The sequence below is a fragment of the Microbacterium sp. LWH11-1.2 genome, from assembly GCF_038397745.1.
Classification (GTDB): Bacteria; Actinomycetota; Actinomycetes; order Actinomycetales; family Microbacteriaceae; genus Microbacterium.
Genome location: NZ_CP151636.1, coordinates 3,302,170 through 3,325,911, shown reverse-complemented (window position 1 = coordinate 3,325,911; position 23,742 = coordinate 3,302,170). Strand labels below are relative to the sequence as shown.

Annotated in this window: 24 protein-coding genes and 1 other RNA gene; 20 read left to right on the top strand and 5 right to left on the bottom strand. The window is 68.1% G+C overall.

The features are described from left to right. The first annotated feature begins 14 nt into the window (after nt 1-14). The 13 genes from MRBLWH11_RS16220 to dapF all read left to right on the top strand — a co-directional run bounded on the left by MRBLWH11_RS16220 (nt 15) and on the right by dapF (nt 13,023). On the top strand, nt 15-1,691 hold the full coding sequence (locus MRBLWH11_RS16220; RefSeq protein WP_341945566.1) for a ribonuclease J: 1,677 nt from the start codon (nt 15-17) through the stop codon (nt 1,689-1,691). Between the two features lie 74 nt (nt 1,692-1,765). Further along, entirely contained in the window at nt 1,766-2,260 is a 495-nt protein-coding gene (locus tag MRBLWH11_RS16215; protein ID WP_341945565.1) for a GNAT family N-acetyltransferase, read from the top strand. A gap of 73 nt (nt 2,261-2,333) precedes the next feature. After that, the gene (locus MRBLWH11_RS16210) at nt 2,334-5,042 is read left to right on the top strand and encodes a DNA translocase FtsK (protein ID WP_341945564.1); all 2,709 of its coding nucleotides are present in this window, start codon (nt 2,334-2,336) and stop codon (nt 5,040-5,042) included. Further along, on the top strand, nt 5,042-5,617 hold the full coding sequence (pgsA, locus tag MRBLWH11_RS16205; protein WP_341945563.1) for a CDP-diacylglycerol--glycerol-3-phosphate 3-phosphatidyltransferase: 576 nt from the start codon (nt 5,042-5,044) through the stop codon (nt 5,615-5,617). The genes MRBLWH11_RS16210 and pgsA overlap by 1 nt, the downstream gene beginning before the upstream one ends. Next, entirely contained in the window at nt 5,614-6,102 is a 489-nt protein-coding gene (locus MRBLWH11_RS16200; RefSeq protein WP_341945562.1) for a CinA family protein, read from the top strand. The genes pgsA and MRBLWH11_RS16200 overlap by 4 nt, the downstream gene beginning before the upstream one ends. A gap of 141 nt (nt 6,103-6,243) precedes the next feature. Continuing rightward, nucleotides 6,244-6,552, top strand: a complete 309-nt coding sequence (locus MRBLWH11_RS16195) for a helix-turn-helix transcriptional regulator (RefSeq protein WP_060925763.1) — start codon at nt 6,244-6,246, stop codon at nt 6,550-6,552. Nucleotides 6,553-6,575: 23 nt separating this feature from the next. Beyond that, the gene (locus MRBLWH11_RS16190) at nt 6,576-6,800 is read left to right on the top strand and encodes a DUF3046 domain-containing protein (protein ID WP_116635169.1); all 225 of its coding nucleotides are present in this window, start codon (nt 6,576-6,578) and stop codon (nt 6,798-6,800) included. Nucleotides 6,801-7,069: 269 nt separating this feature from the next. Further along, the gene (recA, locus tag MRBLWH11_RS16185; RefSeq protein ID WP_341945561.1) at nt 7,070-8,119 is read left to right on the top strand and encodes a recombinase RecA; all 1,050 of its coding nucleotides are present in this window, start codon (nt 7,070-7,072) and stop codon (nt 8,117-8,119) included. Then, on the top strand, nt 8,119-9,033 hold the full coding sequence (locus MRBLWH11_RS16180; RefSeq protein WP_341945560.1) for a regulatory protein RecX: 915 nt from the start codon (nt 8,119-8,121) through the stop codon (nt 9,031-9,033). The genes recA and MRBLWH11_RS16180 overlap by 1 nt, the downstream gene beginning before the upstream one ends. Before the next feature lie 48 nt (nt 9,034-9,081). Beyond that, on the top strand, nt 9,082-10,629 hold the full coding sequence (gene miaB, locus MRBLWH11_RS16175; protein WP_341945559.1) for a tRNA (N6-isopentenyl adenosine(37)-C2)-methylthiotransferase MiaB: 1,548 nt from the start codon (nt 9,082-9,084) through the stop codon (nt 10,627-10,629). Beyond that, nucleotides 10,626-11,540: a tRNA (adenosine(37)-N6)-dimethylallyltransferase MiaA gene (gene miaA / locus MRBLWH11_RS16170; RefSeq protein WP_341945558.1), complete on the top strand. Its 915-nt coding sequence runs from the start codon at nt 10,626-10,628 to the stop codon at nt 11,538-11,540. The genes miaB and miaA overlap by 4 nt, the downstream gene beginning before the upstream one ends. Before the next feature lie 37 nt (nt 11,541-11,577). Beyond that, nucleotides 11,578-12,105 carry a dihydrofolate reductase family protein gene (locus MRBLWH11_RS16165; protein WP_341945557.1) on the top strand — a complete coding sequence of 176 codons (528 nt, stop codon included), beginning with the start codon at nt 11,578-11,580 and terminating at the stop codon, nt 12,103-12,105. Between the two features lie 45 nt (nt 12,106-12,150). Then, nucleotides 12,151-13,023 carry a diaminopimelate epimerase gene (gene dapF / locus MRBLWH11_RS16160; RefSeq protein ID WP_116635163.1) on the top strand — a complete coding sequence of 291 codons (873 nt, stop codon included), beginning with the start codon at nt 12,151-12,153 and terminating at the stop codon, nt 13,021-13,023. A 38-nt stretch (nt 13,024-13,061) separates the two neighbouring features. Here the strand turns inward: dapF and MRBLWH11_RS16155 are convergent, their stop codons facing one another. Further along, the gene (locus MRBLWH11_RS16155; RefSeq protein ID WP_341945556.1) at nt 13,062-13,703 is read right to left on the bottom strand and encodes a methyltransferase; all 642 of its coding nucleotides are present in this window, start codon (nt 13,701-13,703) and stop codon (nt 13,062-13,064) included. Nucleotides 13,704-13,770: 67 nt separating this feature from the next. Here MRBLWH11_RS16155 and hflX point away from each other — a divergent pair, with 67 nt between their 5' ends. Beyond that, the gene (hflX, locus tag MRBLWH11_RS16150; protein WP_341945555.1) at nt 13,771-15,276 is read left to right on the top strand and encodes a GTPase HflX; all 1,506 of its coding nucleotides are present in this window, start codon (nt 13,771-13,773) and stop codon (nt 15,274-15,276) included. A gap of 12 nt (nt 15,277-15,288) precedes the next feature. On the opposite strand, the gene MRBLWH11_RS16145 is transcribed toward hflX, so the two are convergent. Then, on the bottom strand, nt 15,289-15,951 hold the full coding sequence (locus tag MRBLWH11_RS16145) for an SIMPL domain-containing protein (RefSeq protein WP_341945554.1): 663 nt from the start codon (nt 15,949-15,951) through the stop codon (nt 15,289-15,291). Between the two features lie 140 nt (nt 15,952-16,091). Between MRBLWH11_RS16145 and ssrA the strand changes: the two genes are divergently transcribed. Further along, nucleotides 16,092-16,461, top strand: a transfer-messenger RNA (tmRNA) gene (ssrA, locus tag MRBLWH11_RS16140). Nucleotides 16,462-16,598: 137 nt separating this feature from the next. Next, nucleotides 16,599-17,684, top strand: coding sequence for an ATP-binding protein (locus MRBLWH11_RS16135; RefSeq protein ID WP_341945553.1), 1,086 nt, complete (start codon nt 16,599-16,601; stop codon nt 17,682-17,684). Here MRBLWH11_RS16135 and MRBLWH11_RS16130 read toward each other — a convergent pair. Beyond that, a complete protein-coding gene (locus MRBLWH11_RS16130) occupies nt 17,662-18,222 on the bottom strand; it encodes a GNAT family N-acetyltransferase (protein WP_341945552.1) in 561 nt (186 codons plus the stop codon). The genes MRBLWH11_RS16135 and MRBLWH11_RS16130 overlap by 23 nt on opposite strands. 12 nt (nt 18,223-18,234) lie before the next feature. After that, on the bottom strand, nt 18,235-19,047 hold the full coding sequence (locus MRBLWH11_RS16125; protein WP_341945551.1) for an AraC family transcriptional regulator: 813 nt from the start codon (nt 19,045-19,047) through the stop codon (nt 18,235-18,237). Between the two features lie 161 nt (nt 19,048-19,208). On the opposite strand from MRBLWH11_RS16125, the gene MRBLWH11_RS16120 reads away from it, so the two are divergent. Genes MRBLWH11_RS16120 through MRBLWH11_RS16105 form a run of 4 tightly spaced genes read left to right on the top strand, consistent with a single transcriptional unit; the run spans nt 19,209 to nt 23,151 of the window. Next, nucleotides 19,209-20,255: an ABC transporter substrate-binding protein gene (locus MRBLWH11_RS16120; RefSeq protein WP_341945550.1), complete on the top strand. Its 1,047-nt coding sequence runs from the start codon at nt 19,209-19,211 to the stop codon at nt 20,253-20,255. A 3-nt stretch (nt 20,256-20,258) separates the two neighbouring features. Continuing rightward, the gene (locus MRBLWH11_RS16115; protein WP_341945549.1) at nt 20,259-21,302 is read left to right on the top strand and encodes an iron chelate uptake ABC transporter family permease subunit; all 1,044 of its coding nucleotides are present in this window, start codon (nt 20,259-20,261) and stop codon (nt 21,300-21,302) included. After that, complete coding sequence (locus MRBLWH11_RS16110; RefSeq protein ID WP_341945548.1) at nt 21,299-22,342, top strand: iron chelate uptake ABC transporter family permease subunit; 1,044 nt, start codon at nt 21,299-21,301, stop codon at nt 22,340-22,342. The genes MRBLWH11_RS16115 and MRBLWH11_RS16110 overlap by 4 nt, the downstream gene beginning before the upstream one ends. Then, nucleotides 22,339-23,151 carry an ABC transporter ATP-binding protein gene (locus tag MRBLWH11_RS16105; protein WP_341945547.1) on the top strand — a complete coding sequence of 271 codons (813 nt, stop codon included), beginning with the start codon at nt 22,339-22,341 and terminating at the stop codon, nt 23,149-23,151. The genes MRBLWH11_RS16110 and MRBLWH11_RS16105 overlap by 4 nt, the downstream gene beginning before the upstream one ends. Before the next feature lie 19 nt (nt 23,152-23,170). On the opposite strand, the gene MRBLWH11_RS16100 is transcribed toward MRBLWH11_RS16105, so the two are convergent. Then, a complete protein-coding gene (locus tag MRBLWH11_RS16100; RefSeq protein ID WP_341945546.1) occupies nt 23,171-23,740 on the bottom strand; it encodes a hypothetical protein in 570 nt (189 codons plus the stop codon). Between the last annotated feature and the right edge of the window lie 2 nt (nt 23,741-23,742).

Genomic DNA, 23,742 nt, shown 5'->3' with positions numbered 1-23,742 from the left:
ACTGAGGAGACAGCATGTCCATCCCCCTGTCAGAACCGTCCGCTCTCGACGAAGGGACGCTTCGGGTCATCCCGATCGGCGGCCTCGGCGAGATCGGTCGGAACATGACCATGTTCGAGTACGACGGCAAGATCCTGATCGTCGACTGCGGCGTGCTCTTCCCCGAGGAGCACCAGCCGGGCGTCGACCTGATCCTGCCCGACTTCGAGCCGATCCGCGATCGCCTCGACGACATCGTCGGCGTGGTGCTCACGCACGGCCATGAGGACCACATCGGCGCCGTCCCGTATCTGCTGCGTCTGAAGAGCGACATCCCTCTGATCGGGTCGGGCCTGACGCTCGCGCTGGTCGAGGCGAAGCTCAAGGAGCACCGCATCAAGGCCTTCACTCTGACGGTCACCGAGGGCCAGGAGGAGCGCGTCGGCCCGTTCGACCTCGAGTTCGTCGCCGTGAACCACTCGATCCCCGACGCTCTCGCCGTCGCGATCCGCACCCCTGCGGGCATGGTGCTCGCGACGGGCGACTTCAAGATGGACCAGCTGCCGCTGGACGGCCGGATCACCGACCTCCGCGCCTTCTCCCGCCTCGGCGAGGAGGGCGTCGACCTGTTCCTGGTCGACTCCACCAATGCCGACGTGCCCGGCTTCACGCCGACGGAGCGGTCGATCGGACCGGTGCTCGACCAGGTCATCGCCAAGGCGCCCCGCCGCGTCATCGTGGCGAGCTTCTCGAGCCACGTGCACCGTGTGCAGCAGGTCATCGACGCCGCCTACGCGAACGGGCGCCGTGTGGCGTTCCTCGGGCGCAGCATGGTCCGCAACATGACGATCGCCGAGCAGCTCGGGTACCTCAAGGTCCCGGCCGGCGTCCTGATCGACTACAAGAAGGCCCGCGACCTCCCCGACGACCAGATCGTCTACATGTCCACCGGATCGCAGGGCGAGCCGATGGCCGTGCTGAGCCGCATGGCCAACCTCGACCACGCGATCGAGGTGAGCGAGGGAGACACCGTCATCCTCGCCTCCAGCCTCATCCCTGGTAACGAGAACGCGGTCTACCGCGTGATCGACGGCCTCACGAAGCTCGGTGCGAACGTCGTGCACAAGGCCAATGCCAAGGTGCACGTCTCCGGTCACGCCGCGGCGGGCGAGCTGCTCTACTGCTACAACATCCTGAAGCCGAAGAACGTCCTCCCCGTGCACGGCGAGTACCGTCACCTGATCGCGAACGCGAAGCTCGCCCAGGACACCGGCATCCCGGAGGAGAGCACGATCATCGCCGCGAACGGCACCGTGATCGACCTGAAGGACGGCACCGCGCGTGTCACCGGGCAGCTGGACCTCGGCTTCGTGTACGTCGACGGCTCGACGGTCGGCGAGATCACGGATGCCGATCTCAAGGACCGGCGCATCCTCGGCGAGGAGGGGTTCATCTCCGTCATCGTCGTGGTGGATGCCGGCACCGGACGCATCATCTCGGGACCGGAGATCCATGCCCGCGGCGTCGCCGAGGATGACTCCGTCTTCGACGACGTCGCCCCGAAGATCGTCGCCGCGCTCAAGGAAGCCGCAGGGAACGGCGTCCGCGACACGCATGCGCTGTCGCAGGTGGTGCGCCGGACGATCGGACGCTGGGTGAACCAGAAGCTGCGTCGGCGTCCGATGATCGTCCCGCTGGTCATCGAGGCGTGAGGGTCCGCGCCGTCGCACGCGCACTCACGGCTGACCGACACATCGTCGTAACAGCCGCCCTCTAGGCTCACCACATGTTCTCGGGCTTCTCCACCCGGCGGGCGACGCAACCCGACGCGGTCTTCCTCGGCGACATGCTCGTCGAGGCCGCGAACTGGCGCGCCGGGGGAGTGCGCCCGCGACATGAGGTGCTGACGTCCGCGGACCATCGCCGGTACCTCGCGGGCTGGAAGCGCGCCGCGGACGAAGGACTGATCGCCGTCGGCGACGACGGCGTGACGGTCGGTGCCGCCTGGTACCGGATGCTGCCCCAGAACGAGCCGGGATTCGGGTTCGTCGGCGCCGGGGTCCCGGAGCTCATCATCGGCGTCCATCCGCTCTGGCGGGCTCGCGGCGTCGGTCGTACGCTGCTGCGGGGCATCGTCGAGCTGGCGAGCGCACAGGGGTACGCGCGCATCAGCCTGAGCGTCGAGCGCGACAACTTCGCCCGCAACCTGTATCGCTCCGAGGGGTTCAACGTCACGGCGGAGGGCACGCTCCGCGACACCATGGTGCGGCGCACCGCCTGATCCGCCCGAGCGGGATCGGCGAGAAGCCGCGTCGTGACGCGGAAATGTCGACTGTCCGTCGTAACGTGAGAGCATGGCCAGGAGTTCCACCAAGACTGAGCGTGCGTCCGCGAGCGCACCGTCGCGCCCCAAGCGGCAGACGGCTCCCAAGGCCCAGCCCACGCCCAAGAAGTACATCGACGAGCAGGAGCGGCCGCCCGTCGCCGTCCGCGCCTGGACGGGTCTGGCGCACGGCGTCGGAGGACTGTTCCGCGCCTTCGGCCCGGAGAGCCTCGAGAAGGACGACCGTCGCGACGGCTTCCCGTTCCTGCTGGTGCTGCTCGCGGTCGCCGGTGCCGTCAACGAATGGTTCTTCATCGGCAACGACGTCGCCGCGAACATCAGTGCGTTCTCGGTCGGAGGACTGATCGGACGCGTCGCCTTCGTCATGCCGGTGCTGCTGCTCCTGCTCGCGGGCTGGCTGTTCCGGCATCCGTCGTCCGTGCACGACAACGGGCGCATCGGGATCGGCTTCGGCCTGTTCGTGCTGACGCTCGCAGGCATCTGCCACGTCGCCGGAGCCCGCCCGCAGCCCAAGGAGGGCATGCTCGCGCTCAGCGAGTCGGGTGGACTCTTCGGATGGATGCTGGGTCAGCCGCTGACCTTCCTCACCGACATCCCCGCCTACATCGTGCTGGCGCTTCTCGCCGCGCTGAGCGTCCTGATCCTCACCAAGACCCCGCCGAACCGCATCGGGGCCCGCCTCGGTGACCTCTACGCCTGGATGTTCGACGCGGAGCGCGCCGAGAAGCCCGCGAAGGACGCGGCGGCGATCGACGAGGCCGACAAGGTCGACGACCCGGACGTTCTGCCGTGGTGGCGACGGAACAAGACGGGCAGGGAAGAGGATCCCGACGAGGGAACCCTCGGCTCCGACGACATCACCGCTCTGCTGAGCACCGCCGAGCCGACCCCCGCCTACGATCAGGCCGTGGTGGTGGAGAACCCCTACGACGCGGCCACAGAAGTGCTGACCGATGTCCGCTCCGTCACCGACTCGCTCGCGGAGCAGCAGGCCACGGCGCTGCTCGACGACGAGTCGGACACGGGTGAGATGCCCGAGCTGCCCGGCCTCGACGGATTCGGCACCGAGGGACCGGGGGACCGTGGGCCGCAGGCGCCCGTGGCCCCGTACATCCTTCCGTCGCCCGGTCTGCTGGTCGAGGGCCCGGCGCCGGTCATGCGCTCCGAGGCGACCGACAAGGTCATCGAGCAGATCACGAGCGTCCTCACGCAGTTCAAGGTCGATGCGAAGGTGACGGGCTTCTCGCGCGGTCCGACGGTCACGCAGTACGAGGTCGAGGTCGGTCACGGCGTCAAGGTCGAGAAGATCCTGCAGCTGAGCAACAACTTCGCCTACGCCGTGGCGTCGAACGACGTCCGCATCCTCTCGCCGATCCCCGGCAAGAGCGCCATCGGCATCGAGATCCCGAACGCCGACAAGGAGATGGTCGCGCTCGGCGACGTGCTGCGCTCTCCTGCGGCGCTGAAGAGCACGCACCCGATGACGATCGGCGTCGGCAAGGACGTCGGCGGCAACATCGTGATCGCCAACCTCGCGAAGATGCCTCACCTCCTCGTGGCCGGTTCGACCGGCTCGGGTAAGTCCAGCTTCGTGAACTCGATGATCACGAGCCTGCTGATGCGGGCACGGCCGGCCGACGTGCGCATGGTCCTGATCGACCCCAAGCGCGTGGAGCTCACGAGCTACGCGGGCGTGCCGCACCTGATCACGCCCATCATCACGAACCCGAAGAAGGCGGCCGAGGCGCTGCAGTGGGTCGTGAAGGAGATGGACATGCGGTACGACGACCTCGCGTCGTTCGGGTACCGCCACATCGACGACTTCAACCGCGCCGTGCGCGCCGGTGAGGTCGAGCTTCCGGTCGGGAGCGAGCGTGTTCTCAAGCCCTACCCGTACCTCCTGGTCGTCGTCGACGAGCTGGCCGACCTGATGATGGTCGCGCCGCGCGACGTCGAGGATTCGATCGTGCGCATCACCCAGCTCGCCCGTGCCTCGGGCATCCACCTCGTCCTCGCCACGCAGCGACCCAGCGTCGACGTCGTGACCGGCCTGATCAAGGCGAACGTGCCCTCGCGGCTCGCCTTCGCCGTCACCAGCGTCACGGACAGCCGTGTGATCCTCGACAGCCCCGGAGCCGACAAGCTCATCGGTCAGGGTGACGCCCTGTTCTCTCCGATGGGATCCTCCAAGCCCTTCCGCCTGCAGGGCGCCTGGGTCGACGAGAAGGAGATCGACGCGGTCGTCAAGCACGTCACGCGCCAGGCGCGCCCGGACTACCGTCCCGACGTGCAGGAAGCCCTCGAGCCGACGAAGAAGAAGGAGGTCGACGAGGACATCGGCGACGACCTCGAACTGCTGCTCGCGGCCGCCGAGCTCATCGTGTCGTCCCAGTTCGGCTCGACGTCGATGCTGCAGCGCAAGCTGCGCGTCGGCTTCGCGAAGGCCGGTCGTCTGATGGATCTGCTGGAGTCGCGGGAGATCGTCGGCCCGTCCGAGGGTTCGAAGGCGCGCGACGTGCTCGCGACTGCGGAGCAGCTTCCGCAGGTGATGGCCAAGCTCCGCGGTGAGGACGCTCCGGCCGCTGCTCCCGCTCCTTCCGTGACGTCTGCCGCGTCCGCAGCTCCCGCGCACGACCCGGTCGAGGCGCAGTACAGCGGGCTTCCGGTGGTGGAGGCCGAGGGCGACGAAGACGCCTGGGGCCTGACGGGTCGCGACTGATGGCCATTCCACGGCAGCTGCCCAACGCCATCACGATCGCCCGCATCCCCCTGGCCGTCGTCTTCTTCATCCTGCTGCTGCTCGGCGGCACCTACGGCCTCCCCGATCCTGCGCTGCGCTGGACCGCCGCGATCCTGTTCATCGTGGGCATCTCCACGGACTGGGTCGACGGCTACCTCGCTCGCAAGTACGAGATCGTCAGCGACTTCGGAAAGCTCTGGGATCCGATCGCCGACAAGATGCTCACCGGCGCGGGCTTCATCGGGCTCGCGATCCTCGGTGAGGTCGACTGGTGGATCGTCGCCGTCATCCTCATCCGAGAGTGGGGCATCACGGTGCACCGGCTCATGGTGGCCAGCGAGCATGTGGTCGCCGCCGCGTGGATGGGCAAGATCAAGACCGCGTTCCAGGGTGTGGCCCTGGGGTGGGCTCTGCTGCCGCTCCATGTCGTCATCGGCCTCGGTCCGTGGACGCTGGTGACCTTCCTGCTGATGATCGTCGTCCTGGTGCTCACGGTGGCCAGCGGGATCGACTACATCGTCGCGCAGGTCAGAGGGGCACGGCAGAAGTCGTGAGCGATTCCCCGGCGGCCGCCGTGCTGTCCGCGCTGAAGAGCCGGGGCTGGACGCTGGGCGTGGCGGAATCCCTCACCGGCGGAGCGCTCTGCGCCGAGCTGGTCTCGGTGCCCGGTGCGTCCGCGGTCCTGCTCGGGGGAGTGGTCGCCTACGCGACGCCCGTCAAGCACACCGTTCTCGGTGTCGACGCCGCGACGCTGGCGCAGCACGGACCCGTGTTTCCGGACGTCGCGCGGCAGATGGCCGACGGCGTGCGACGTGCCATCGGCGTCGGTGGGCGACCGGCTGATGTCGGAGTGTCGACGACCGGGATCGCCGGTCCGGATTCGCCGGACGGGCAGCCGGTCGGCACGGTGCACATCGGCGTCGTCACCCCGATCGCCTCGCAGACGCGAGAGCTGCACCTCGACGGCGACCGCGCCGCGATCCGGGCAGGTTCGGTCTCGGCCGCACTCGATTTCCTTCTCGAGATCATCCAGGAATAGTCGCGTGCATTCCGCGGTTATCTCCGATGTGCTCACATTGAAACCACAGAGTGCAGGGGTAGATTCTGTGCAAGCCAGGGGGACTAGACTGGCTGTCTCATCGAGGGGGAACTCGATGGATCGAACGGGGAGGAGGTTCCGATGATTCTTGTACGACAGGAAATCGGCGATGTGCTGAGGGACTTCCGCCTGCAGAAGGGGCGCACCCTCCGGCAGGTCGCAAGCAAGGCTTCGGTCGCGCTCGGATACCTCAGTGAGGTCGAGCGGGGTCAGAAGGAGGCATCGAGCGAGATTCTCGCCTCGGTCGCCGATGCGCTCGATGTGCCCATCTCGACGATCATGCGCGAGGTCGGCGATCGCATCTCCGTGCTCGAGGGCATCCAGGTCTTCCCGGATGTCGTCCCCGACGACCTCGTGGCGTCGATCGAGCCCGAGCTCTCCCTGCACTGACCTTCTGCCGGCTCGGAGACAGGATGCGTCGCAGCGAGTTCCTTCGCGCCGTCGAGACGGAGTTCCAGGCCCGCGCGTCATCGCTGGTCAATGACCTCGTGCTCGGCGCGCTCGGCAATCGGACGGCCGTGGAGGCGCTCGCGGACGGCGCGCCGCCCCGCGACATCTGGCTGGCGCTCTGCGCCGAGATGGACGTGCCGGAGAACCGGCGACACGGCGTCGGGCGTCAGGAGCCGCGGCGTCGCTGACGTCGGCGTCAGCTCGTTCGAGTCGTGCGGTATCCGACACGCCGATGACGGCGTGTCGTCGAAGATCTGTTCGAAGCGGGCGTAGTCTTCTGCACAAGTGGTCTCTGAGTTTCGTTCCACACGGTTCGCGGATGCTTCGACGCAATGTCGGTGGCTCCTCGTACGGTGAAGAACAGGCCCAGAGCCATACGCCTTGTCGGAGAGTTGCTCCCAATCGGGAGCGCCGCGGCAGCCTACAGGCGGCACCACGCGAGCAGAAGGAGCAGACCATGCCATCACCCGCCGACCGCGAGAAGTCCCTCGAGACAGCACTCGCCCAGATCGACCGTCAGTTCGGCAAGGGCTCCGTCATGCGGCTGGGCAGCGATGAGCGCGCCCCCGTGGCGGTCATCCCGACCGGCTCCATCGCCCTCGACGTCGCCCTCGGCGTCGGCGGTCTCCCGCGTGGTCGCATCGTCGAGATCTACGGCCCGGAGTCGTCCGGTAAGACGACCCTCACCCTGCACGCGATCGCGAACGCACAGCGCGCGGGTGGCATCGCCGCATTCATCGATGCCGAGCACGCGCTCGACCCCGACTACGCCGCCAAGCTCGGCGTCGACATCGACGCGCTCCTCGTCTCCCAGCCCGACACGGGTGAGCAGGCACTCGAGATCGCCGACATGCTCGTGCGCTCGGGCGCGATCGACCTCATCGTGATCGACTCCGTGGCGGCACTCGTGCCCCGCGCCGAGATCGAGGGTGAGATGGGTGACTCGCACGTGGGTCTGCAGGCGCGACTGATGTCGCAGGCTCTGCGAAAGCTCACCGGTGGTCTCAACCAGACGAACACCACGATGATCTTCATCAACCAGCTGCGTGAGAAGATCGGCGTCTTCTTCGGCTCGCCCGAGACCACGGCGGGTGGTAAGGCGCTGAAGTTCTACGCCTCGGTCCGCATGGACATCCGCCGGATCGAGACGCTGAAGGACGGCACTGACGCGGTGGGCAACCGCACCAGGGTCAAGGTCGTGAAGAACAAGATGGCCCCGCCCTTCAAGCAGGCCGAGTTCGACATCCTCTACGGTGTCGGCATCTCGCGCGAAGGCAGCCTGATCGACTTCGGGGTCGAGCACGCCATCGTGAAGAAGTCCGGCTCGTGGTACACCTACGACGGCGACCAGCTGGGTCAGGGCAAGGAGAACGCGCGTACGTTCCTGCTCAACAACCCCGACATCGCGCTGGCGATCGAGACGCAGATCAAGCAGAAGCTCGGCATCGGCGGGCAGGCTGCGGCCCCCGCGGCTGCTGACGAGCTCGCCGAGCGTCGTCCGGCCTGATGACTGACACGCATGGGGGCGATTCCGAGCGGATCGCCCCCATCATCCCTCTCTTCGGCAGCAAGGCCGGGGGTCGCAAGGCGGTGCCGGCGAAGGTCTCTGACGATGACGCTGATCGCGCGGAGAAGGTGGTCCCGCGTCGTACCGGCGATGCGGGTCTCTGGCGTTCGACCTGGGATGCGCAGCCCGAGCCGTCGCGCTTCGACGACGCTCGCGACGCAGGCACGCCCAGCGATCGCCATCCCGCCAGAGGAACAGCGGCGAGGACGGCGGCATCGAATAGCGGCGACCTCGACTCGGGTGCGCCGGAGGAGCGCGCTCCGGAGAGATCGGCGCCGCGTCTTCGCGCGTTGCACGACCTCCAGGACGATGGTGATCGCGACAGCGCGGAGCCGGTGCGATCTCCGGATGAGATCCGCGTGACGGCCGAAGAGGCGCTGCTGCGCAAACTCCGCGCGAAGTCGCTGTCGATCTCGGAGGCCAGGCTCGTGCTCAAGGGGCATGATCTCGACTCCGGGCAGATCGAAGACGTGATCGACGACTTCTGCCGGCGGCGGTATCTCGATGACGCCGTTCTCGCCGGTCTGCTCGTCACATCCGGAGTCGAGCGCAAGGGGCAGGGGAGGGTCGCGCTCTCGCGGGCTCTGTCTCAGCGCGGACTGTCCCGCGACGTCATCGACGCGGCCCTCGATGAGCTGCCGGACGACGACGCCGAGCGCGCTCTCGATTACGCGCGCTCCAAGGCGCGGTCGATGGCCAGACTCGACAACGACACCGCCGTACGTCGCCTGATGGGTCAGCTCTCGCGTCGCGGATACAACGGCGCGGTGGCGATGAACGCGGCGAAGGCGGCATTGCGCGAGGTCTCGTCCGGAGGGTCGACGTCCGGCGTCCGATTCGTGGATTCCGACTGAGCTGCGACGCTCCTCCCGTCCCTGATCCGCTCGTACAATGGGAGGATCATGACTATCCCGCGCAGTGAACCGACGATCATCAGCGCGTCGTCGGCAGCCATCGATGTCGACGGCCGACAGCGTTCCTATGAAGTGCGCACCTTCGGGTGCCAGATGAACGTCCACGACTCGGAGCGTCTGTCCGGGTCGCTGGAGAGCGCGGGGTACGTGCGCGCGTCCGAGGGCGCAGAGGCCGATGTGGTCATCATCAACACGTGCGCGGTGCGCGACAACGCGGCCGGCAAGCTGTATGGAACGCTCGGGCACCTCGCTTCCGTGAAGCGCCGCAAGGACGGCATGCAGATCGCCGTGGGCGGCTGCCTCGCGCAGATGGACAAGCAGGCCGTGCTCGACAAGGCGCCGTGGGTGGACGTCGTGTTCGGCACGCACAACATGGGCTCGCTGCCCGGTCTTCTCGAGCGTGCACGTCACAACGGCGATGCCGAGCTCGAGATCCTCGAGTCTCTTGAGGTCTTCCCGTCCACGCTGCCGACCAAGCGCGACTCCGCGCACAGCGGCTGGGTCTCGATCTCCGTGGGCTGCAACAACACCTGCACCTTCTGCATCGTGCCGAGCCTGCGCGGCAAGGAGAAGGATCGTCGTCCCGGCGACATCCTGAACGAGATCCGGCTGCTCGTCGACGACGGTGCGATCGAGGTCACCCTGCTCGGACAGAACGTGAACTCGTACGGTGTCGAGTTCGGCGACCGTCAGGCGTTCGGAAAGCTGCTGCGAGCGGCGGGAGAGATCGAGGGCCTCGAGCGCATCCGGTTCACGAGCCCTCATCCCGCCGCCTTCACCGACGATGTGATCGACGCCATGGCCGAGACGCCGAGCGTGATGCCCCAGCTCCACATGCCGCTGCAATCCGGAAGCGACCGCATCCTCAAGGCGATGCGCCGCTCGTACCGCAGCGAGCGGTTCCTCGGCATCCTCGACCGGGTCCGCGACCGCATCCCGCATGCCGCGATCACGACCGACATCATCGTCGGCTTCCCGGGCGAGACCGAGGAGGACTTCGAGGACACGATGCGCGTCGTGGAGCAGGCGCGCTTCTCGGGGGCTTTCACGTTCCAGTACTCGATCCGTGAGGGCACACCCGCCGCCACGATGGAGGATCAGGTCCCGAAGGATATCGTCCAGGCCCGGTACAACCGTCTGATCGCCCTGCAGGAGCGCATCTCCCTGGAGGAGAACCAGAAGCAGATCGGTCGCGAGATCCACGTGCTCGTCTCGACCGGCGAGGGGAAGAAGGATGCCGAGACGCACCGTCTCACCGGCCGAGGGGAGGACAACCGTCTCGTGCACTTCGAGGTGACCCCCGGATCGGACCTTCCGCGACCGGGCGACGTCGTCACCGTGACGGTCACGCACGCGGCGCCCTTCCACCTGCTCGCCGACGACCCCACGGGTGCGCCGCTGCGGATCCGGCGGACGCGCGGCGGAGATGCGTGGGATCGCGCGCAGTCCGAGTCGTGCGCTGTGCCGGCCCCGAGCTCGGATGGCGGCCCGCGGGCCGTGTCGCTCGGTCTTCCGACACTGCGCGTCGGCGTGTGACCGACGGCCCGCGGCTCTGGGCCGTCGTCGGGGCGACCGGCACCGGCAAGAGCGACCTCGCCCTCGACCTCGCTGAGGCGCTGCGCTCGAAAGGCAATCCCGCCGAGATCGTGAACGCGGATGCCATGCAGCTCTATCGCGGCATGGACATCGGTACGGCCAAGCTGCGGCTCGCGGAGCGGAGAGGGATCCCGCATCACCTCTTCGATGTGCGCGAGGTCGATCAGGAGGCCGCTGTCGCCTGGTACCAGCCGCAGGCGCGGACGGCGATCGGCGCGATCCACGGACGCGGCGGAGACGCGATCCTCGTCGGGGGCTCAGGTCTCTACGTCTCGAGCGTGGTCTACGAGTTCCACTTCCCTCCGCGCGACCCGGCCATCCGCGAACGCCTCGAGAGGGAACTGGAGGCCGACGGACCGGACGCCCTCCTCGAGCGGCTCCGGGCCCGCGACCCGATCACCGCTCGACGCGTCGACCCTCGGAACGGTCGACGTGTCGTCCGTGCGCTCGAAGTGCTCGAGCAGGGCGGCAGCACGCACGGGGCGGCGCTCCCGGAGCACCCGACCCTCTGGCACCCGCAGACCCGCATCATCGGCCTGCACGTCGATCGCCCGGCACTGGTCGAGCGCCTCGATGCGCGCGTCGAGAGGATGTGGGAGACGGGGCTCGTCGACGAGGTCGCCGAGCTCCGCCGTCAGGGTCTCGAGCAGGGGGTGACCGCGAGTCGCGCCATCGGCTACGCGCAGGCGCTCGGACAGCTCGACGGACGCCTGTCCGAAGGGGAGGCGATCGCCGAGACGCAGGCGCTCACGCGACGCTACGCCCGAAGACAGGTCTCCTGGTTCAAGCGGTACCGCGAGGTGGAGTGGCGGGAAGCGACCGCCGGCCTCGACGGGATCGTCGGCGTCTGACGGGCACGATGTCGGAGGTCGATGCGACGCTGTCGGAATGACGACACACTTCTTCACGGCGTCCAGCCTCGACGGATTCATCGCGACGTCCGAGCACTCGCTCGACTGGCTCCTGAAGCAGGACATCGACCCCGAGGGGCCGATGGCCTATCAGGGCTTCGAGAAGACGATCGGCGCGCTCGCCATGGGGGCGTCGACCTATGAATGGGTCATGCGGCACGAAGAAGGCCGCTGGGGATACACCCAGCCGGCGTGGGTGTTCACCCACCGTCACCTCGAGGTTCCCGACGGGGCCGACATCCGTCTGACCCAGGGCGAGATCTCCGAGGTGCACGCCGAGATGGTCGAGGCCGCCGGCGGCAAGGATCTCTGGGTCATCGGCGGCGGAGACCTCGCCGGACAGTTCGCCGATGCCGGACTGCTCGACGAGGTCTGGGTGCAGTACGCGCCGGTGACGCTCGGCTCCGGCGCTCCGCTGCTCCCGCGCGAACTCGATCTCGAACTCCTCGACGTCGCGCGCAATCGCAGCTTCCTCTGCGGACGGTACCGCGTGCTGCGCGCCTGAGAGGCGTGGAGCGAGCCGCCCTCGTGCAATCCCTAGACTGGGCTCATGGTCGCATTCACCAAAGGACACGGCACGGGCAATGACTTCATCATCATCGCCGACCCCGACGGGGAGCTCGATCTGACCGTCGAGCAGGTCGCCGTCCTCTGCGATCGGCACTTCGGAATCGGTGCCGACGGAATCCTTCGGGTCGTGCGGTCCTCCGCGATCGCCGAGGGGGCGGCCGCACTTGCGGAAGAGCCCGACGCCGAGTGGTTCATGGACTACCGCAACGCCGACGGCTCGATCGCCGAGATGTGCGGCAACGGCATCCGGGTTTTCGCCCACTTCCTCGTGCGCGCGGGACTCGCCACGATCGAGCAGGGTTCGACGCTGCCGATCGGAACGCGCGCGGGCGTGCGCGATGTGACGCGGAGCGCAACCGGGTATCAGGTCGATCTCGGCCTGTGGAAGCTCTCCGGCGACGACCCCCTGGTGCGTGTGGACGGGCTCCCCGTCACACGTCCCGGCCTCGGCATCGACGTCGGCAACCCCCACGTGGTCGTCGCTCTCGCCTCGGAGGCCGAGCTCGCCTCGGTGGAGCTGCACCGTGCTCCGGACCTGGAGCCTGCGCTGCCGGCCGGCGCCAACATCGAGTTCGTCGTGCCGGGCGAGCCGCTGGTCCGCGACGGGATCGGACACGTGCGCATGCGCGTCTTCGAGCGTGGTGTCGGCGAGACCCTCAGCTGCGGCACCGGAATCGCTGCGACGGCACTCGCGGTGCGCTATTGGGCCGGCGAGCAGGCCCCGAACAACTGGCAGGTCGAGGTTCCCGGCGGCACGCTGAGCGTGCGCATGTTCCCGGCGGAAGACGGCGAGCACGTCGGACTGGCCGGCCCTGCGCAGCTGGTGTTCCAGGGCGAGGTCGACCTCGTCTGACGGGCCTCAGGCGAGCGCCGCGCCAGGCGAATACGGCGTCAGGAGACGGCGATGGGCTCGGTCGGCGGGCTGCCGTGCTTGCGCACCTTGAGGATGCGATAGCCCTTGCCCGTGGCGGTGCGGAAGACGCTGTAGCCGGGATGGAAGGTCGCGCCGATCCATCGCTGGAGCGAATCCGCACCGAGGTTCCGCTGCACCACGAGCCAGGCGTCGCTGCGGTCGTCGAGTCGAGGGATCCAGCGCTCCAGGAGGCCGTGCAGTTCGTTCTTGCCCACACGGATCGGGGGGTTCGAGCGGATCGTGCGGAATGTGACGTCGCCGGGAACATCGTCGGGCAGAGAGGCGTTGACATTGGTGAGCCCGAGAGCCGCGGCATTGCGGCGGACGAGATCGAGGGCTCGCTCGTTCACGTCGACGGCCCAGACCGTCGCGTGCGGAGCGGCGAGGGCCATCGAGAGACTGATCGGTCCCCAGCCACTGCCGAGGTCGAGCAGGTTGCCGCCCGGAGGTACCGGGGGCATGTTGGCGAGTAGCACGGCGGTGCCGGCATCCAGCCGATCCGGGCTGAAGACTCCACCCGCGGTGGTGACATCCAGCTCACGGCCTGCGAGCGACACACGGATCGAGCGCAGATTCTCGGGGCTTGCCGGGGCCGCAGTGAAGTAATGTTCAGACCCCATACGGTGAGCGTACCGGACCGCCCGGGCTAAGGTTAAGGCTCGCAACGAAAGCAGAGATCAGGAACGGATGACGGAGACCACGACCCACTCCACCGATGACGAGGCGCTCGACCGCGTGCTCGCGAACGCAGAGAAGCGATCCGAGGTGCGCGTCTTCGGTGCCGCGCAGGCGCTGCAGGACGAATCGACGGCGACGCACTCCACGACGGACGGCAATCAGTGGGATCTCGAGGATCGCCACGCGCTGCGCCGTGTCGGCGGGCTCTCGACCGAGCTCGAGGACGTCACCGAGGTCGAGTACCGGCAGCTGCGGCTGGAGAACGTCGTGCTGGTGGGCGTCTACCCGCAGGGTGCTCAGGAGGATGCCGAGAACTCGCTGCGCGAGCTCGCCGCTCTCGCCGAGACCGCCGGCGCCGTCGTGCTCGACGGTGTGCTCCAGCGCCGTCCTCATCCGGATGCCGCCACGTACCTCGGCCGGGGCAAGGCGCAGGAGCTCAAGGACATCGTCGCAGCCGTCGGCGCCGACACCGTGATCGCCGACACCGAGCTGGCCCCGAGCCAGCGGCGTGCACTGGAAGACGTCGTCAAGGTCAAGGTCATCGATCGCACCACGGTGATCCTCGACATCTTCAGCCAGCATGCGAAGAGCCGGGAGGGCAAGGCGCAGGTCGAACTCGCGCAGCTCGAGTATCTTCTTCCCCGCCTCCGCGGCTGGGGTGACTCGATGAGCCGTCAGGCCGGTGGCCAGGTCGGTGCCGGCGGTGCCGGTATGGGTTCCCGTGGCCCCGGTGAGACCAAGATCGAGCTCGACCGACGTCGCATCCGCACGAAGATGGCACTGCTGCGCAAGCAGATCCGCGACTTCGGTCCGGCTCGCGAAGCCAAGCGCGCCGAGCGCAAGCGCAACACGATCCCGTCCGTCGCGATCGCCGGCTACACGAACGCCGGGAAGTCCAGTCTCCTCAACGCCCTGACGAGCGCCGGTGTGCTGGTCGAGAACGCACTGTTCGCCACCCTCGATGCCACGGTCCGCCGGTCGGAGACCGAGGACGGCCGCGTCTACACGATCACCGACACCGTCGGATTCGTCCGCAACCTCCCGCATCAGCTGGTGGAGGCGTTCCGCTCGACGCTGGAAGAGGTCGGGCAGGCCGACGTCGTGCTGCACGTCGTCGACGGATCGCACCCCGATCCCGCGGGCCAGCTGCAGACCGTGCGCGATGTGATGGGCGATGTGGGCGTGCGCGACCTGCCGGAGATCGTGGTCTTCAACAAGGCCGACCTCATCGGCGAGGACGAGCGCCTGGTGCTGCGCGGCCTGCAGCCGCACGCGCACTTCGTCTCGTCGCGGTCCGGCGAGGGCATCGCCGAACTCCGCGCCGCGATCGAGGAGGCCCTCCCGAAGCCGGCCGTCGAGGTTCACGCGGTCGTCCCGTACGACCGCGGCGATCTGATCGCTGCGATCCACGAGACGGGCATGCTGCTCTCGGTCGATCACCAGGAGGACGGGACCGCCGTGCACGCGCGCGTCTCCGAGCGTCTCGCTGCGGAGCTGGAGCCCTTCACCCGCTGAGGCGGACCTCCGTCACCGGGCGAGGAAGCGCGCCTCGACCGTTGCGGAGATCACGATGTCCTCCGGCTCGTACTCCATCGCGGGCGCCGAGTCCGCGGCGAACGCCGCACCGCGCACCTTCATCATCGGGGCGGGAGGCGCGGGCTGGCCGCTCGAGATCAGTCCGACGTCGGCGATCTCGAGCGGAGTGACACCTTCGAGTCCGAGCGCGTGGGCGTAGGTCTCGGCGCGCGTGACGGCGACGTCGACGGCCTGCGCTGCGACCTCGCGTTCGATCCGCGCGCTGGTCTCCGGCGTGAGATGCCAGTTGACCCAGCCGACCTCGACGCCGTCCCAGGGGGAGATGTCCGACACCCAGATGGAGAGCTCGGATGCCTCGACGAAGGTCGCGGTGAAGTCGATGCTGGCGTAGTAGACGGGTGCGAGGCGCTTGCCCTCGTTGTTCCAGGGGCGCTCCGCGCGCACGGACAGCCGCTTGCTCGTCCAATCGACGACGCTGCCGGCATCCGCTCGTTCGGTGATGCTTCCGCGCACCGGTTCGGCGAGACGCATCACCTGCTCGACGACGGAAGTGCGCTCAGGCCCCTCCGCTCGCACGCTGACGCGGATGGTTGCGCGCTCGGGCGCGACACGCGCCTCGTGCTCGCCGCGGACGGTGACCGTGACTTCGCTCATGGGGTGACTCTACGCCAGCGGGTCGGGCCTCCGCGGAATGGCGAAGACGCTCCAGACGTTGTAGTCTGAGATGCTCGGGTGTTCCGCACCCGGGCGAAAATTCCACAGTGCGACAACGGCTCCTTCGAGAGAAGGACCACGGGGCTGATCGGTTTCGACAGCGCCTGTGTATCCACGAGAAGCGGGCCGAGGATGCAGAGTTATCTCGTAAACGCTCTCTGCAAAAAAATAGTTGCCGAAACCAAGCGCAACGACTTCGCCCTCGCTGCATAAGCGAGCCCGATAGTCCGTCAGACCGTGTGTGATTCCGACACGGACCCTGGCGTCATCTAGGAATCTTGCTGTGTGATGGCGTCTGGACGTCACGCGGGACTCTTCCCAGGCTGGGCTCGTCGACTTAGGTGTCTGTGACAAAGGTCGGAGCCGAGCAGAACGTCTTCGCAGACTGCGCCCGGAGAAGGCGTGGATTAGCAGCGTTGGACGGGGGTTCGATTCCCCCCAGCTCCACCAAGCCGTTGTCGCGGGTGAAAGGCCCGCCTCCCCGGGAGACCGAGGAGGCGGGCCTTTCGCGTCTGCCGGGGACGATCGCCTCTTCCCTGCGCGCGGCGGAGGGTGCACTCTGGGGAGGAGCAGGAGGAGGTCCCCGTATGCCGGAGCTGACGATCGGCGCAGCGATCGACGATGACGCCGCGCAGGTGCAACTGGATCCGCGGAGGTTCAATCGGCACACGTTCTGGTGCGGTCAGAGCGGCAGCGGCAAGACGTACGCGCTCGGTGTCGTGCTCGAGCAGCTGCTGCTCCACACCGACCTGCCCTTGCTCATCCTGGACCCCAATGCCGATTTCGTGCGCCTGCGCGAAGTGCGCTCATCCGCCGGTGAGGCCGAGGCGAGCCGCATCTCCGGGCTCGATGTGCGGGTGTTCCGCTCGGGTCATGCCGACGGAGACCCGCTGCGGGTGCGATACGTCGACCTCTCCCCGGCATCGAAGGCTGCCGTACTGCAGATCGATCCCATCGCGGACGCCGAGGAGTACAACATCCTCCTGCACCTGGAGATGGTCTCCGAGACCTTCGATACAGCACAGATGATCCGCGACCTCCGTGCGAGTGGAGACCAGATGCAGGCCCGTCTGGCGAACCGCATGGAGAACCTGCAGGTCCTCGAGTGGGATCTCTGGTCGCGGGGAGCGGCATCCGTCGTCGATGACGTCCAGGAGCGGCCCCGTGCCACCGTTCTCGACCTCGGGGGGTTCGACCATCCGGCGGAGCCCAAGGTCGCCGCCCTTGCGGTGCTGGAGCATCTCTGGGCGCGGCGCGAGGAACGCCGCCCCGTGCTCATCGTCATCGACGAGGCGCACAACCTGTGCTCGCCGGAGCCCGCCACGGCCGTGGAGCGGGAGCTCACGGCGAAGCTCGTGCAGATCGCCGCCGAGGGCAGGAAGTTCGGGCTCTGGCTCCTCCTGTCGACACAGCGGCCGACCAAGATCCATCCGAACGTCCTCTCCCAATGCGACAACCTCGCGCTGATGCGCGTGAACGCTCCGCGCGATCTGGCCGAGCTCGTCGAGGTCTTCGGCTTCGCGTCCGACGAGGCCATCCGTCGAGCGCAGACGTTCGCGCAGGGTCAGGCGCTCTTCGCCGGCGGTTTCATCGCGGCACCGACGTTCGTGCAGATGGGGGAGCGGCTCACCCAGGAGTCCGGCGGAGACGTCAGGGTGCCGCTGCGCGCGTGACCCGGTGCGCGGATGCGTCGTCTGACGAGACGGCTGCGGGAGCCGCGGTGAGGTCGAACTCCCACTCGTTCATCGTCAGCTGCGTCCCGCGGAACGTCTCCGTCTCCGATCCCGTCAGGACGAAGCCGGCGCGCCGGCACACGGCGTTGGACGGCGGATTCTCCACCGACGGGAACGCGACCAGTTTGCCACGCCTCTCGGGGTGGCGGCGGGCGTCGTCGATCAGGAGCCCGAGGGCGCGCGCGGCGACACGATGCCCCTGCGCCTCCGGGAGGACGAACCACCCGGTCTCCCACACCTCCTGCTCCTTCCAGCGCAGCCTCCAGTAGCCGATCGAGCCGACGGGCTCCGCGTCGAGCAGGATCGCGAACATCCGCGCCTCGCCGGTCTGCGCATACCGCAGGTAGCGCGCATGGCGATCGGCCACCTGTTCGTCGGTCTCCGGGCCGTTGAGATGCGACGTCATCTCCGGCGTGTTCGCGCGGTGGAGCAGAGGCAGGTCGTCGTCGTGCCAGGGCCGAAGCGAGAGGGATTCCACGTCGTCAGCCTGTCACGGGGCAGGGACATTCCGCGGCCGGGAGTTCCCCGAGATCCGTGGAGCACCGGCGCTGCGCGCTCTGCGCTTCGCGCGGATGTACGCAGCGGGGGTCGATCCGAAGACCTGCCGGAACGCCTTGATGAAGCCGGTGGCTGTGCGGTATCCGACCATCTCCGCGGCGTCCGTGACGGGCAGGCCGTCGACGAGCAGCCGCTCGGCGGCGTACACCCGCGCGCGAGTGCGCCACTCGCTGAAGGAGAGCCCGGTGTCTGCCAGGAACGCCCGGTGCAGGGTCTTCGTGCTGATTCCGAGGTCGCGAGCCCATGCGCCGAGGTCCCGGTCGATGTGGGGCTCGTGCAGGATGGCGTCGGCCACGGTCCGCGCGCGGGAATCGGAGGGCACCGTCAGGGCGTCGTAGCTCTCGTCCGTGGCCGACAGGATCTCGAGCAGGAGCGCGACCGACGCCTGCAGACGACGATCCTCGGTGGCGTGCGCGCACAGGTCCTGCATGATCGCCACGCCGACGGTGTCGACGGGGAGGACGAGCGGACGGTCCCAGCGGTCCTGGGGGAGGCGCAGGGACTGATCGAGGTAGATGCTGAACATGTCGCCCGGGCCGACCATCCGCATCTCATGCTCGGTGAGGGCGGGGATCCACACGAGATGATCGGCGTGAAGGTGCCATCGCGATCGACCGATGACGACGCGAGCACCGCCCGGGATCCACGCCAACTGGTCCGTGTCGTGCAGATGCGGCTCGAAATACTGATCGGACGCGACTCTCTCCCGATGCGCCTCCAGATTCTCGGATGTCGTTCCAAGCACAGCATCCCGCCCTTCTGCCGTTCGCAACGGCCATGGATCATCCCCAGTGGACAGAACACGGGATATCGAAGCAGATAGGAGTCCTCTCAGGACGATAGCAAATAAGGTAAGCCTTCACTATGTTGGAGCGCGTCATCCCTGCCTTCCACCCGAGGAGTCCCATGTCCCGCCCCCTCCGGCGCGCCCCGCGAGCGCTCGTCGCGCTCACCGCGCTCATCGTCGCCGCATCTGCCCTCTCCGCCTGTGCGGGGGCCGACTCGTCCCAGGGGGATGCCGCATCATCCGGTGGCTCCGGGGTGTACCCCCTGACCGTCGAGCACGCGTACGGGGAGACGACGATCGGCGAGAAGCCGGAGCGCATCGTCACCCTCGGCTGGTACTCGCAGGATGTGGTGGCCGCGCTCGGCGAGGTGCCCGTCGGCGTCGACGACTTCAGCTGGGGGAACGTCGACACGTACCTGCCGTGGTTCGCCGACAAGGTCGAGGAGCTGGGCGGAGAGCTGCCCGAGGTCATCTCCATCACCGACGCAGGGGAGTACGACTTCGAGCAGATCCTCGCCCTCGGACCGGATGTGATCCTCGCGAACCACTCGGGGATCACCGAGACCGACTACGAGCGCCTCTCCGAGATCGCCCCGACCGTCGGATTCGCCGAATCGATGTGGGCGTCGGATCGCGAAGAGCTCACGCTCACGATCGGATCGATCCTCGACAAGGAGGAGGAAGCACAGGTCCTGCTCGACGAGGCCGACGCCGCGATCGCCGCCGCCGCCGAGGCGCACCCGGAGTTCCAGGACGTGGTGTTCACCTATGGCTGGTTCGTCGCCGAAGGCGAGACCTCGATCGGCCTCTACCTGCCGCGCGACCCGCGGGTGCCGCTGCTCGAACAGCTCGGCTTCGTGTCGTCGCCCGACGTGGCCGCGCTCGAGGACGGCACCGAGGAGTTCTTCGCGAACGTCAGCCTGGAAGAGGTCGGCGACATCGAGTCGCAGTTCCACGTCGGGTGGGCGAACACTCCGGACGAGGTCGCGCACACCGTCGAGGATCCGCTGCTCGCTCGCTGGGCGCCGATCGCAGACGGCTCGTACTACTTCTTCCAGGACCAGCGACTCGGATGGGCGACCACGGCACCGAGCGTGCTCAGCATCCCGGCGACCATCGATGACCTCGCAGACGCGCTCTCCTCGGGCGTCCCCTCGTCGAACTGATCGATGACCGCCGTGTCGAGCCGCGCCGCGGAACGTCTTCCGACGTCCCGCGGCGCGGCATCTCGAGCGGGCGGTCTCGCTCTCGCGATCATCGTCCTCCTCATCGCGGTGCTGCTGAGCCTGATGGTCGGCGCGAAGGCGCTCCCGCCCGCGACGGCCATCGGCGCGCTCGTGGACTTCGACGGGTCGGATGCCCAGGCGATCGTCCGCGACTCGCGTCTGCCGCGCACGATCGTGGGACTCGTCGTCGGTCCCGCGCTCGGCGTGTGCGGTGCCCTGATCCAGGCCTTCACCCGTAATCCGCTGGCTGATCCGGGCATCCTCGGGGTCAACGCCGGTGCGACGTTCGCGGTCACCATGGGCATCGGCCTGCTCGGAGTCCGCGGTCCGAGCGCGTACGTGTGGTTCGCTCTGGCCGGGGCGCTCGTCGTGACGCTCGTCGTCTATCTGATCGGCGCCGCCGGTCGGGGCGGTCCCTCTCCCGGCCGGATGACGCTGGCCGGTGTCGCGATCGGCGCCGTCCTCAGCGGGATCACCTCGATCGTGATCCTGAAGAACATGGCGGTGTTCAGCACCTTGCGCTTCTGGGGCCTCGGCAGCCTCGGAGGGCGCGATGAGAGCGCACTCGCGGTCATCGCACCCCTGATCGGGGCGGGCCTCCTGCTGTCCTTCCTCCTCGCCCGTCCGCTGAATGCGATCGCGCTCGGTGACGACCTGGGACGCACGCTGGGCGCCCGCCTCGTGCGTACCAGGATCCTGTCCGTGGTGGGGGTGACCGTCCTCGCCGGCGGAGCCACCGCCGTCGCCGGCCCCATCGCGTTCATCGGACTCATGGTGCCGCACGCCGTGCGATGGTTCACCGGCCCGGATCAGCGCTGGATCATCCCCTTCTCCGCCGTGGTCGCGCCGAGCATGCTCCTGTTCTCCGATGTCATCGGTCGTTTCGTGCTCCCCTCGGGCGAGCTGCAGGTGAGCATCGTCACCGCCATCGTCGGGGCGCCCGTGCTGATCGCCCTCGCACGACGCAAGAAGGTGAGCGGGTTGTGAGCGCGCTCACCGTCGACGCACCGCCGCGCGTGCTCTCCGTCCGGATGGGCGGGGCGATCTGGCGCATCGAGATGCGCACCCTCGTCGTGCGCATCGTCCTCGTCCTCGTGCTCGTCGTACTCGGTATGGCGGCCCTCGCCATCGGAACGTTCCAGCTCGATCTCGCGCAGGTCCTCTCCGCGCTGACCGGATCCGGGGAGGGCAACGTCCGCAAGCTGGTCCTCGAGTGGCGTCTGCCCCGGGTTCTCTTCGCCGTGCTCGGGGGGATCGCACTGGGGGTGAGCGGCGCGATCTTCCAATCTCTGACTCGCAATCCTCTCGGCAGCCCGGATGTCATCGGCTTCGACGCCGGGTCGTACACCGGCGCGCTCGTCGTCATGCTCGTTCTCGGCAGCGTCTCCTACACTCTGATCGCCACCGGCGCCGTTCTCGGCGGGGTCGTCACGGCGCTGCTCGTCTACGTTCTGGCCTATCGCGGCGGTATCCAGGGATTCCGCTTCATCATCGTCGGCATCGGGCTCTCGGCCTTCCTCGTCGGCATCAACAGCTACCTGCTGATCAGCACCGGCGCCCAGGAGGCACGAGCCGCGATCGCCTGGGGCTTCGGCTCTTTCTCGGCCCTCGGAGCCGAGCAGCTGCTGCCGTTCGCTCTCGTGCTGGTCGTCGTCCTTCCGCTCGTCGCGACGGTGCGGCGCGGATTCACCCAGCTCGAGCTCGGCGACGACGCTGCAAGGGCGCTCGGCGTCGGCCTCGAGCGATCACGATTGATCATGACGGTGCTCGGCGTATCGCTCACTGCGATCGTGACGGCGGCCGCCGGGCCCATCTCGTTCGTCGCTCTCGTCGCCCCTCAGGTCGCCCGGAGACTCGTCCGGTCTCCCGGACTCGACATGGTGAGCGCGGGCCTGACCGGTGCGGTGCTGCTCCTCGCGGCGGACTTCATCGGCCAGCGCTTCGAGATCACCGTGGGTCTCGTCACCGTGGTGCTGGGCGGCGGCTACTTCGCCTGGCTGCTCATCAAGGAAGGATTCCGTCGATGACCGGAAAGCCCTCGACCCTTCTGCACGCCGAAGGGGTGACGATCGGCTACGACCGCAGGACGATCTCCACAGACCTGACCGTCGCGATTCCCGACGGCTCCTTCACGGTGATCGTCGGTCCCAATGCCTGCGGCAAGTCCACGCTGCTGCGTGCGCTCTCGCGCCTCATCCGGCCGGAGAAGGGCGATGTGGTCCTCGACGGGAAGGAGATCCACAGCTACCGCGCCAAGGAGGTCGCGCGCCGGGTCGGTCTCCTCCCGCAGAGTTCGCTCGCCCCGGACGGCATCCGTGTGTCGGACCTCGTGGCGCGAGGTCGATATCCCCACCAGACATTGATGCGACCGTGGTCGGACGACGATCAGACCGCGGTCGACGAGGCGATGGCGGCGACCGGGATCACGGAGCTGTCCGCACGACTCGTCGACGAGCTCTCGGGAGGACAGCGCCAGCGGGTCTGGGTCGCGATGGTCCTCGCGCAGCAGACGCCGCTCCTGCTCCTCGATGAGCCGACGACGTTCCTCGACATCGCTCATCAGATCGAGCTCCTCGAGCTGCTGACCGACCTGCACGAGGGAGGAAGCACGCTGGTCGCGGTCCTGCACGACCTGAATCACGCCGCCCGCTATGCCACGCACCTCATAGCGATGAAGGACGGCGAGGTGGTGGCGGAGGGACGCCCATCCGACATCGTGACCGCTGAGCTCGTCGAGGAGGTCTTCGGCCTCCCGTGCGTGGTCGTGCCCGATCCGATCACCGGCAAGCCCAGTGTCGTGCCGATCGGTCGTGTGCGCTCCGCGGAGAATCGCTGAGCGCACGGAGGCGTTCGGTTCAGCCGGACCAGGTGACGAGGATGAGTCCCTGCCGGGTGTCGGACACCTTCACCCAGCCGTCGCCGAACAGGTAGGTCATGCCGTAGCCGTCGTCGTCGGTGCCCATCGAGTACTCCGGGTCCTCGGTGAAGTACACGCCCTGCGGGCCCTCCTCACGGCGCCACTTGCCGGCAGCCAGTGCCTCCTGGGCCTCGGCGGCCTGGTCGGCGGTGATCGGCGACCACCCGTAGAGCTGTCCGTGGTCGGAGCCGACCGAGTAGTCCGCCCAGAAGCACAGCATCCCGGCGGTGAGCTCGACGCCGCCGATCACGAACTCCTTCGGCTGCGCGGTCCATCCGGCCGCCGAGAGCGCGTCCACCGTTCCCGGCGAGATCATCGTCTCGCAGGAGATCTCCTCGCCCGGTCCGGTCGCGGAGGGGGAGCCCGTCGGACCACCGTCCGTGTCGGGTGTCCTCGCCGTCGACGCGGAGGGCGAGGACGCCGGCGGATCCGACGGCGCCGCACAGGCTGCCAGTGCGCCGAGCGCCACCAGTCCACCGGCGACGGCGGAGATGATGCGGCGGAGCATGG